This is a genomic window from Idiomarina sp. UBA4206 (genome assembly GCF_002383015.1).
GTDB lineage: Bacteria > Pseudomonadota > Gammaproteobacteria > Enterobacterales > Alteromonadaceae > Idiomarina > Idiomarina abyssalis.
Genome location: NZ_DFTS01000077.1, coordinates 11,111 through 14,550, shown reverse-complemented (window position 1 = coordinate 14,550; position 3,440 = coordinate 11,111). Strand labels below are relative to the sequence as shown.

At 47.5% G+C, this 3,440-nt stretch carries 3 protein-coding genes; all 3 read right to left on the bottom strand.

Annotated elements, in window-relative coordinates; translation table 11 throughout:
- Positions 1-1,232 (bottom strand): IF-2-associated domain-containing protein (locus B3180_RS15585; RefSeq protein WP_286845398.1); only part of this gene is annotated, 1,232 nt, incomplete at its 3' end.
- A 26-nt stretch (positions 1,233-1,258) separates the two neighbouring features.
- On the bottom strand, positions 1,259-2,758 hold the full coding sequence (gene nusA / locus B3180_RS15580) for a transcription termination factor NusA (protein ID WP_199494425.1): 1,500 nt from the start codon (positions 2,756-2,758) through the stop codon (positions 1,259-1,261).
- A gap of 26 nt (positions 2,759-2,784) precedes the next feature.
- The gene (gene rimP, locus B3180_RS15575; protein WP_054487058.1) at positions 2,785-3,243 is read right to left on the bottom strand and encodes a ribosome maturation factor RimP; all 459 of its coding nucleotides are present in this window, start codon (positions 3,241-3,243) and stop codon (positions 2,785-2,787) included.
- Positions 3,244-3,440 lie beyond the last annotated feature (197 nt).

The following is a 3,440-nucleotide window of genomic DNA, read 5'->3' as shown; positions in this document are numbered from 1 at the left end:
TTACCGTGGTCAACGTGACCCATAACCGTTACGACCGGAGCACGAGGTGCTTCTTCACCACCTTCATGGCGGTCAGAAAGCACTTCCTCTTCCAACGCATTGTCTTTGACAAGCGCGGGCTTGTGTCCAAGCTCTTCAACAACTAAGGCAGCTGTGTCTTGGTCAAGAATTTGGTTAATCGTAACCATTTCGCCCATTTTCATCATGGTCTTGATGAGCTCACTGGCTTTAATTGCCATACGGTTAGCCAGTTCGCCAACAGTAATGGTTTCGCCAATTTTTACATCACGCTCGACCGGCTGCGCTGGCTTATTAAAGCCCTGTTGCAGTGATGAGCCACGACGAGCACCTTTACGACGCTTCTCGCGACGCGGCGTTTCATCACTTTCTTCATCTTTGCGACGACGTTTTTTGCCGCGCTTGCGACTTTTACGTTCTTCGTCGAAGTCCTGCGCGTCTTCAGCTTCCTGAGCTGTAGAAGACGTTGTAAAGTGCACGTCTTCCTGCTCTTGCTGCTTACGTTTCTGCTCTTCTTCTTCCCAGCGTTTTGCATTTTCTTCAGCTAGTTTGCGAGCTTCTTCCGCTTGCGCTTCCGCTTCTTTTTCCGCTTTTTTACGGGCTTCTTCTTCCTGTTGACGCTTCAGTTTTTCGGCTTCTGCTTTCGCTTTGTCTGCCGCTTCACGTTCTTCAGGTGTCATCGCTGCACGTTTCTCAGCTTCCGCTTTTTGACGTGCTTTCTCTTTTTCTTTACGCAGTTTCTCTTTCTCTGCTTTTTCTTTCTCAGCTTTTTCGCGCTCTACTTTAGCTTTCGCTTCAGCTTCTTTGCGCTGCTTCTCTTCTTCGCGTTTTTGCTCTTCTTCGCGAAGTTTAGCTTCTTCTGCTTCTTTTTCTTTGGCTAAGCGTTCTTGCTCTTCACGTTCCTGCTCTTCACTCGCCGAACGTTTGACATAAGTGCGTTTTTTGCGCACTTCTACCTGAACGGATTTAGAATCTCTTCCGCCGCCAACGCTTAACGTACTTTTCGTTTTACGCTTTAAAGTCATTTTGCTGGGTTCAGAGCTGCCGCCACCGCCATGCTGACGGTTCAAGTGAGCCAGTAATTTCTGTTTTTCATCTTCATTAACAGAATCACCCGCTTTCTTGGTCATGCCCGCTTCAGCGAACTGCTGAACCAGACGATCAACTGTTGTACCGACATCTTTGGCCAGCTTATCGAGCGTTACTTCTTCCATAGTCTGTTGTACCTCCGCTGATCGTTCTACTGTTCTTCATTGAACCAGCAAATATTGCGGGCTTTCATAATTAAATCGCCAGCCTGCTGTTCATTTAATTCTTCAATATCGGCTAAGTCGTCAACGCCCTGTTCCGCTAACTCTTCCAGACTGGTCACACCCTTGCTGGCTAACACATAGGCCAGGTGGCGATCCATTCCTTCAAGATTCAACAGCGTTTCATCTGGTTCAGCCGATTCCAGAGATTCTTCTGTAGCTAAAGCTTTGGTCGTTAAATAAGCACGCGCTCTGCTACGTAATTCTTCTACGATATCTTCGTCCATTCCTTCAATATCAAGGAACTCAGCAACTGGAACATAAGCCACTTCTTCTAACGAAGAAAAGCCTTCGTCAACAAGCACGGTTGCAAAGTCTTCGTCAATATCTAAGGTTGAAACAAACAAGTTCAATAAACGCTGAGCTTCTGCTTCGTTTTTCTCATTGAACTCGTCTTCTGTCATGACATTCAATGTCCAGCCAGTTAACTGACTGGCCAGGCGAACGTTCTGTCCACCTTTACCGATTGCCTGCGCCAGGTTATCAGCCGCTACGGCGATATCCATTGTGTGTGCGTCTTCGTCAACAACAATAGAAGCAACTTCTGCAGGAGCCATTGCGTTAATTACAAACTGTGCCGGGTTGTCGTCCCAAAGCACGATATCCACACGCTCACCGCCCAGCTCGCCGGAAACAGCCTGCACACGCGCACCACGCATACCGACACAAGCGCCAACCGGATCGATGCGTTTATCATTGCTCTTCACTGCAATTTTAGCACGAGAACCCGGATCGCGGGCAGCGCCACGCAACTCAATCATTTCTTCGCCAATTTCCGGTACTTCGATACGGAAAAGTTCCAACAAGAAATTAGGGTTGGTTCTGCTAACGAATAACTGTGCACCACGAGCCTCGGGACGCACGTCATAAAGCAAGCCACGAATTCGGTCACCGGGGCGTACCGACTCACGCGGTAACATTTCATCACGGTAAATAATAGCTTCAGCGTTATTACCTAAGTCGAGGATAACGTGCTCACGGTTTGCTCGCTTAACGATACCGCTAACCATTTCGCCCACTTGATCGCGATATTCATCCACGACTTGTGCGCGCTCTGCTTCGCGTACTTTCTGTACAATAACCTGTTTAGCGGTTTGTGTCGTAATACGGTCAAACTGAATTGAGTCAATTTGCTCTTCTACGTAGTCCCCGGCTTGAACCGACGGGTCTTCATATTGCGCTGCTGACAAGCTAATTTCACGGTAAGGGTGTTCTAACCCTGTGTCCGTGTCTTCAACAACTAACCAACGGCGAAAGGTATCGAACTCGCCAGTATTGCGATCGATATCGATACGAACCTCAATATCACCGTCGTATTTTTTCTTGGTCGCATGAGCCAATGCTGACTCTAAAGCTTCAAATATTTTTTCGCGTGGTACCGCTTTTTCGTTTGAAACCGCTTCTGCGACTAACAGTATTTCTTTACTCATGAGTGCTGCCTCGCCAACGCAATCTTTTAATCAAATGTTGGAACCAGGTGAGCGTTTTTCACATCACGCATATTCACCTGAAGAGTATCGTTATCTACGGAAAGGGTCAGTTCTTCCCCCTCAACCGCTATCAATTTCGCTTTGAACTTCCTTTTGTTCTTCTGTGCCGCTACTAACTCAAAAGCAACGGTTTCATTCACGTAAGGCTGCATTTGTTCGGCATTAAAAAACGGTCTTTCCATTCCCGGAGAGGACACTTCCAGGTTGTATTCAACGTTAATCGGGTCTTCTACATCTAATAGGGAACTGACCTGATAACTGACATCCGCACAGTTGTCCACACTAATTCCTTCCGGATGATCAATGTACACTCGTAACGTCGAAAACTTACCGGCGCGGACAAACTCCACACCCCATAATTCGAAATCCAGAGCTTCTACTGCTGGCCGAATCATATCGGTTAACCGTTCTTGCAAATTTGCCAATTACTGCCTCCTGAAACAAAAAAAGGGCGCAAGCGCCCAGTGTTCTGGCTATCCTAAGATAGCTAAGGCCGCATAGCAAAAAGCCCCGAGCTGCTGCGGGGCTTTCTGAACACTGGACCCTTTGTCAGTTATTTTAGCAAAAGCGCCGACTAATGCGAAACGCTGCTACTAAAATTGGTTGCGGGGGCAGGATTTGA